Below are 7,936 nucleotides of genomic sequence, written 5' to 3'. Positions count from 1 at the left end.
GAGAAGCAAGAAGGCTAAGAGCAAGTCCTGAACCGATCATTTCCCGTTGAGCACTTGGGTCCTATGATGGTGGGACCTGAACTGAAACCCAAAGCGTGATTCCCATTCAAAGTATCCTGAACGAGGTACCTGCTCCGTTTCAGGTGGAAGCGGCATCTCGTTGTCAGGATGACCTCCGGCACATCCCAAACATGCTGACTGACGCAAACAAATAGACCGAGCACACGTTGCCAATCAGGAGCTTAGGGTTGCATCATAGGATGGTCTAATCCTTAGTAGGCACGACATGATCTGTGCAATTGAGGCGAGAAAATGCCAAAAAGAGAAAGCCATAGGGCTGGCAGCGAGTTGTTCATCGTCGACAACAGTGCAGACGATTGGAAAGCACTTAGGTACCTCCATGACTGGTGCCAATTATCCAAGTCGATCGACATTGCGACTGGTTACTTTGAGATTGGTTCGTTGCTTGCTCTTGGCGAAGAATGGCAAAAGGTCGATAAAATCCGGCTTCTGATGGGAGACGAGGTCTCGAAGCGCACTAAACGCGCATTTGAGGTAGGCTTGCTGGAGATTGCGTCCCGCCTTGACAAAAGTATCGAGCAGGAGAAGGACAAGAACCATTTCCTCAGAGGGGTTCCTGCGATCGTTGAGGCGATCCGATCGGGCAAAATTGAGTGCCGGGTATACAGAAAAGACAAGTTCCACGCGAAAGCCTACATTACCCACGCGCGGCTTGAAGTGGTCGGGTCGTCCGCATTGGTTGGCTCTTCAAACTTCACGGTCCCCGGGCTTACGCAAAATATCGAACTTAATGTCCAAATCACGGGTACTCCAGTTGCCGTTCTACAGGACTGGTATGAGGAACGCTGGGAAGAAGCTGAGGACGTTTCGGCGGAGGTCTTAGAGACTATTGAGCGCCACACGCGCGATTATACCCCGTTCGATGTCTACACACGATCGATGCAGCTTTATTTCGCCGGACATGAAGAGACCGCTACTGAGTGGGAGAAAAACTCCTCACAGCTTTATCCGATCCTCGCGAAATACCAACGTGACGGATACGGCGCACTGCTGAAGCGGGCGGGGAAATATGGCGGCGCTTTTCTCTGTGATGGAGTCGGCTTGGGCAAGACCTTTATCGGCCTGATGCTGATTGAGAGGTTTGTTCAGTACGAAAACAAGAATGTCGCTTTGTTCGTCCCGAAGTCTGCAAAGTCGCCTGTCTGGGAGCGTGAGCTTAGGAACCGGCTACCGGAAGTCTTCAAGGGTTTCAGTCGGCTCAAGATTTTTAGCCATACTGATCTGATGCGTGACAAAATGCAGGAAGAGCTAGAACAGGTTAAAGCCCAAGCAGATGTGATCATCATCGATGAAGCACATCATTTTAGGAACACTGGTACACGTGGTGACGTGGATGCCAAGCGTAAGTCTCGATACTGGCACTTGTACGACCTTTCGGAAGGCAAGGACATCTTCATGCTAACCGCCACGCCGATAAATAACAGTCTGTTAGATTTCCAACACATGGTCGAGCTATTCTCAAGGCACCACTCAGACCATTTCGCCGATGCTCCGCTCGGCATTCACTCGCTGGCAGGGCACATTCGACAGTTGGAGCGATCGATAGAGCGCCAGTTGCGTTCCGATGACAATCAGGAGGTTGCAGAGATTAACGCAGCCGAAATTGGTGACTTGTTTTCAACTGACTCACTCTTCGACGCGCTCGTCGTACAGCGGAGCAGAAGTTATGTGAAGGCAAGCATGCAGCGCGAAGGAGGAAGTGGCGTTGTCTTTCCTGAACCACGAAAACCAAAGGTCGCGGAGTACTCTGTCAAACAGACCTACGGAAAACTTCTCGATATGGTGGCCGACGCCTTTCACAAGCGCATACCCCTATTCACCTTGGGCATTTATAACCCGTATGCATACTACATAGGAGATGATCCGGAAATCATTCCTGCCATGGAAAAAGGCCGCCGGAAGCAGGTTGTCGCTCTAATCCGAACGAACTTTCTAAAGCGCTTTGAAAGCTCGGCAGAAGCGTTTCGTCTATCTTGCTGGAGATTGCTATACAAACTTCTGGCTTGGTTGGACGTGAATGTTTCATCTGATCACGAAAAAGACGCGGTTGAGCGTTGGAAGCGGCGCAATGGAAAGTTGATCGGATATAAGCCGCAGCTTGACTTCTTGGATGAGGCGGAAGGAGAAGAAGACCTTTATCCAGAGGAACTGCGGGATGCCGTTGAAAAGCTTTACCGTGGTGACTTCGATATTGAGAAGATTGTGCATGACACCATCCAGGACTTGGACCAGTTGGCGGACTTTTTGAACGAGCTTGAAAAACTCAAGCCTTCTCAAGACAAAAAACTAAACGAGCTCAAGAAGCTGCTCAAAAATGAGCCTGTGTTAAAAGATCAGAAGGTCATCATATTTTCGGAGTTTGGAGAAACTGCCCGCTATGTTGCCAAGCAGCTGAAAGAGGCAGGTATCGATGGCGTTGATCAGATCGACAGTGGGACCAAGGGAGATAGATCGCACGTCATCCAGCGGTTCGCTCCATATTACAACGAGTCGAGCTCTGCAGACCTTGCGCGTCGCGACTTGAGCGAGATTAGGGTGCTGATATCAACCGATGTCCTCTCAGAAGGTCTGAACCTTCAGGATGCGACCCGGCTGATCAACTACGATCTGCACTGGAACCCCGTGCGTCTCATGCAGCGGATTGGCCGAGTAGATAGACGGATGAACCCGGAGATTGAAAAGAGGATTCTCGCTGATCACCCAGACCAGAAGAACCTTCGGGGGACCGTTGGCTATTGGAACTTCTTGCCCCCTGATGAACTGGACGACCTCCTGCGTCTGTATAACCGAGTTTCGCACAAGACGCTTCGCATCTCAAAAACGCTCGGCATCGAAGGCAAGAAGCTTCTGCGCGAAGACGATGATTACGAAGATCTTCGCAACTTCGCAGAGCAGTATGAAGGAACAGCAAGCCCAGATGAGCAGATGCATCTGGAATGGCAGGACCTTCTAGCAAGTGATCCAGAACTGGAGGCGCAGCTGTCCGGCCTGCCTAACTCTGTGTTTTCCGGTAAACAGCACTCAAAGCGAGGCGCACGTGCGGTCTTTTTCTGCTACTCAAGACCGGCCCATGACCGTGAAGCTTCGGAAAAAAACGGGCAAGACGTCTGGTCCGCTTATGCGGGCGACGTGAAGTGGTACCTCGCAGACCTAGAAAGTAATGCAATCTTGGAGGATGCCTCGCGAATTATGGATTTCGTGCGCTCCGATCCAGAAACACCCCGACGCGTAATCATCGATCAGGAAAAGCTCTCGGAGACACGAAAGTCCGTCGAGAAGCACATTGCGAAAACATACTTGCGAAAAGTTCAAGCACCGGTCGGCGTGAAGCCAATCCTGAAGGCTTGGATGGAATTGAATTGAGGGTGATTGATTGATGGGCAGGATTACCGCCTCTGACCTGAACAAGGTGTCGAATTTCGAGCAGCTGGTTGAGCTTCTCCGTGACGGGCTTGAATGGCCGATCGGTGAGGATTACGGCTTTGATGACGTGGTCTTCGAATACGAGGCCAGCGAACTCGGGCTCAAGAAAGACGAGGTCGCGAAGATCCGCGAGATACATCAACTGCGCCCTCTGGCAACGAACCAGCCATGGGGGATCTTCTTTATCTCGATGGAGGACAAGGTAATCCCCATCACTGTGCTGCGGCGCATCTTGAAAGCATTGGTCGTAAAGAAACGCGCGGGCACACAGCCGACAGATCGACGTACCTGGGACAAGAGTGACCTGATCTTCGCTGCCAGTTTCGGTAAGTCAGGTGCACGGGAATTGGCCTTTATCCATTTCTCAGACGGCAAGGCGACGGGCGATTTGCCGGTAATGAAGGTACTTGGCTGGAATGCCCGCGACACGATTTTGAAGCATGAGTATGTGGCAAGTACCCTGCGTGAGAAGTTGGCATGGCCTGATGATCAAGAAGACGCTGAGGCCTGGCGCAAGGCCTGGGCTTCGGCCTTTGAACTGCGGCTGAACGAAACCATCAAAACATCAAAAGATCTGGCTGTTAGGCTCGCCGACTTGGCTTCTGACATCAGGGCGCGGGTCAATCAGCTGCTGATAGCTGAAGATGACACTGGCCCGATGCGAACCATGCTCTTGGCCTTCCGCAAGAACCTGATCCATGATCTGGATGAGGACGGCTTTGCGGACATGTTCGCCCAGACCATCGCTTACGGTATGCTGGCTGCGCGAATTTCGCGGCCCATGGGCATTGTTGCCGACAATCTGGCTGACATGGTTCCGCCCACCAATCCATTCTTGAAGGAACTGTTCGGCAACTTCCTCAATATCGGCGGGCGCGACAAGCGGCGCGGTCTCGACTTCGATGAACTCGGCGTGCGCGATGTGGTCGATGTGCTGAACGAGGCCAATATGTCTGCAGTCCTGCGCGACTTCGGCGACCGCAATCCCAAAGAAGACCCGGTCATACACTTCTATGAGCTCTTCCTGAAGGAATACGATCCCAAGAAGCGGATGCAGCGTGGTGTTTTCTACACTCCGCGCCCAGTGGTGAACTTCATCGTTCGCGGCGTGGATGAAATTTTGCGTACGGAGTTCGGGCTACCCCTCGGGCTGGCCGATACCAGCACTTGGGCAGAGGTTGCGGCGCGGAACGATCGGATCACCCTTCCGGCGCATGTGAAGCCTGACGCGCCTTTCGTCCAGATACTAGATCCGGCCACCGGGACCGGCACCTTTATGGTCGAGGTGATCGACCTGATCCACAAGCGGATGGGGGAATACTGGAAAGGGCAGGGGAAATCCTCGGCTGAGATCAAGGCCGCCTGGAACGCCTATGTCCCCGCGCATCTGCTGCCGCGATTGACGGCGTTCGAGCTGATGATGGCACCCTACACCATCGCGCACATGAAGGTGGGACTGAAGCTTTCGGAAACTGGCTACAACTTCGGTTCAGAGGAGAGGGCTCGCATCTTCTTGACCAACGCGCTGGAACCGGCCCGCGATCTGGACCTCGAGGAGCGAATGAGGTCTTTTGCTCTGGCACACGAGGCCGCACAAGCCAACGTGGCAAAGGATAAGATAGCCATTACCGTGGTAGTCGGGAACCCACCATATTCTGTCAAGTCATTCAATATGGGGAAATGGATCACTGATCTATGTGAGCCTTACAAAGAGAATGTAAGGAAAGAAGAAAGCCAGATTCAATCGCTTTCCAATGACTACATTAAGTTCTTGAGGTATGCGCAGACAAGGATAGACCGATCGCTGTCTGGCGTGGTCGGTATGATCACCGGTCACGGCTATATGCTTGGCACCCAACCTAGGGATCTGAGAAACTCACTCTACGCATCATTTGAGCAAATTCGTGTTCTGAACCTTAATGGCAGCGTTCGTAGAGATGGCGTCGAAGGTGTCGACGAGCCCGTGTTTGAGATCATGACTGGCGTTGGCATAGGGCTATTCTCTGGCTTCGCAAAGAAAGCCGCCCAGCAAGCTAAGTATCTAAGCGTAGAAGGTTCGCTCGAATACAAGATGGACTGGATGCTGAATACCACGCTTAGCATGATCCATTCCAAAGATACGCCACCGATTCCCCCTAATTTCTTTTTCTGGCCGATGGGCGGACTCAGTTTTGAGTATCAGCAAGGTTTTGATATTCCTGATTTTTTCGGCACTGGAAACCGGCATGCAGATAAGGAGGTGTATTGGTCTACCGGGTTCACTTCTCAGCAAGACGAGCTTGCAATAGCTTTTGATGAGGCTCAGTTCGATTCAAGGATGCATGATCTGGCGAACTCTGCATCTCGTACGGCAATAGCTGAGTTGTATCGCACCTGCAAAACCGGTCAGTGGGACTATGATGCAGCAAAGAAATTCGCGAGGGAGGGAAAGTGGAAGGCCGCTATTGCGAAGGTATCTTACAGGCCGTTTGATCAGCGCTATACGATTCTGGATAAAAGAGTTCTCACGATCCTTAGGGAACAAGTGCAATCGCAGCTTGATAGCAGCAACCTTGCTCTAACTGTCTCTCGCGCAATCAATGACTTAGAGTTTGCCCACTGCCTTGTCGTTGAGCGGCGGGTTGACAGGACATCGTTGTCCTCGAAATCGTCAACTAATGCATACGTGTTCCCGCTGTGGTCAAAGATTGCGGCCGGGGAGCGTCTGCGCCGTCCAAACATCAATCGAAACTCTGCCCAAGTCTTCGGCAAGGCCCTCGATCTGACCTACGAGGACGGAATCCCTCGGGGCGAACAGCAGAGCTTTGGCCCAGACTTCCAGCGCCAGAAGACCGAACAGCTCGGTCTGCTCAAGACCCCTTGGGACGGGCGCGGCGATCTGGAAAAGTCTTTCGGACCTCGCGATCTGTTTGATTACATCTATGCCGTACTGCACAGCCCCGGCTATCGCAGCCGTTACGCCGAGTTCTTGAAGTCCGACTTCCCGCGCGTCCCCGCTCCCGCAACCCGCGCGGCCTTTGCAGCCCTGGCCGTACTAGGCCGCCAGCTTGTGGCCCTGCACCTTCTGCGCCCAGAGGAGTCACCTATCTTAAAGTCGCCCGGTATCCGCTTTGCCGGAAGCGGCGAGGCGCGGGTGGAAAGGGGATACCCTGAGTACGAAAACGGCAAGGTGATGATCAACGCAAATCGCTGGTTCGAAGATGTACCAAAGGAGACTTGGGAGTTTCACGTCGGCGGCTATCAGGTCTGCGAAAAATGGCTGAAGGACCGCGCCGGTAAGGGTGGAAAGAAACCTCACCCTGGTCTTATCCTGACAGATGAGGACATACTACACTATCGCCGCGCAGTCACGGCCCTTACCGAAACCCGTCGCCTAATGGCGGAGATAGATCAGGTGATCGAGACGCACGGAGGCTGGCCCGGCGCGTTCAAGATGGAGTCTCAAGTGGACGCATGATTGCAATGAAGCCGAGCCTCTTGGCTTCTCTGACGTCATCGGCAGATGCGGTGGTGGATCGAGTCCTGCTGCACGGATCACTTGGGATGAAGGCCAAGCCACGAACTGAAGTTGGCTTTGTGGCCGCAATCACTCTTGGGGGTGTTCCTAGCATAGCGGCAGCATGGTCACCACTGCTAGCCTCTTGCGGATGCTCTCTACAGATCCACGGTGTTTTCTGCCACGCTTCACCCGTCGTCGAGTTTCACGGTCCTCCGGGAACCAAAACTGGTTGTGAACTCGCAGACCTCATGATTGTCACCGACTATATTGATCGGGGCGGCTACACCAAGAGACAGGCAAGTCTGATACAAGCGAAAATGGCATCAAAGGCCAAGCGAGTGTCGTTGAACGGATCTTCAAGCAAAAAGCAACTTCATCTTTATCAGAACTGGCCATGCTTCAACTTCCGTGAAGCTGCGTATGGGAACCGTGTCTATTCTTTGAGCAGCACTGGGAATGGTCATTCCGGCAGCTTCGGAATTATCGATCGGCACTTCAGGAAGTCGGCGGGCCGCCCACCTACTTGGACACAACATGACGCCCTGCCGACCCCAGTTAGCATCGCAAGAGACCCAACATTTGGGGAATTTCTTGCCCGCATGATCGGCGGCAGTGCTCGATCGTTGGGGCGCGTCGCGGTTCCAGCTGGTAGTGATGATTGGAGCCAGGTGGTCGATCTGCTACTACAGGAAACATATAAAAAGGCGTTTAATCACGCGCCGACACTAGACTCTATCTCGTCGCCGAGAGGGGTTACAGCAATGGCGTATCTAAGCGATCCCGTAGGACGTCAAGGCTCAAGAGGCCAGCGGACTGGTTACGGTTGGCAACCTCCGTTTGATGGTTTCGAGACGATCGAGGATGTCAATCCAGGCGGCATTAGTGTTCTGAGAGTTGTGGTTACGCAGAACTCATAGTTTAGGTTTGTAGCGG

Annotated in this window: 3 protein-coding genes; all 3 read left to right on the top strand. The window is 53.0% G+C overall.

Annotated features, from left to right (window positions below):
• Positions 1-348: 348 nt before the first annotated feature.
• The 3 genes from ACGRVM_RS16320 to ACGRVM_RS16310 all read left to right on the top strand — a co-directional run bounded on the left by ACGRVM_RS16320 (position 349) and on the right by ACGRVM_RS16310 (position 7,920).
• A complete protein-coding gene (locus ACGRVM_RS16320) occupies positions 349-3,444 on the top strand; it encodes a helicase-related protein (RefSeq protein ID WP_377173343.1) in 3,096 nt (1,031 codons plus the stop codon).
• Positions 3,445-3,457: 13 nt separating this feature from the next.
• Complete coding sequence (locus ACGRVM_RS16315) at positions 3,458-6,961, top strand: type ISP restriction/modification enzyme (protein WP_377173345.1); 3,504 nt, start codon at positions 3,458-3,460, stop codon at positions 6,959-6,961.
• Positions 6,962-7,251: 290 nt separating this feature from the next.
• Positions 7,252-7,920, top strand: coding sequence for a hypothetical protein (locus ACGRVM_RS16310; protein ID WP_377173341.1), 669 nt, complete (start codon positions 7,252-7,254; stop codon positions 7,918-7,920).
• Positions 7,921-7,936: the final 16 nt, after the last annotated feature.

It is taken from the genome of Roseovarius aquimarinus, assembly GCF_043661195.1.
Lineage (GTDB): Bacteria > Pseudomonadota > Alphaproteobacteria > Rhodobacterales > Rhodobacteraceae > Roseovarius > Roseovarius aquimarinus.
This window is presented reverse-complemented; position numbering and strand designations above follow the sequence as displayed.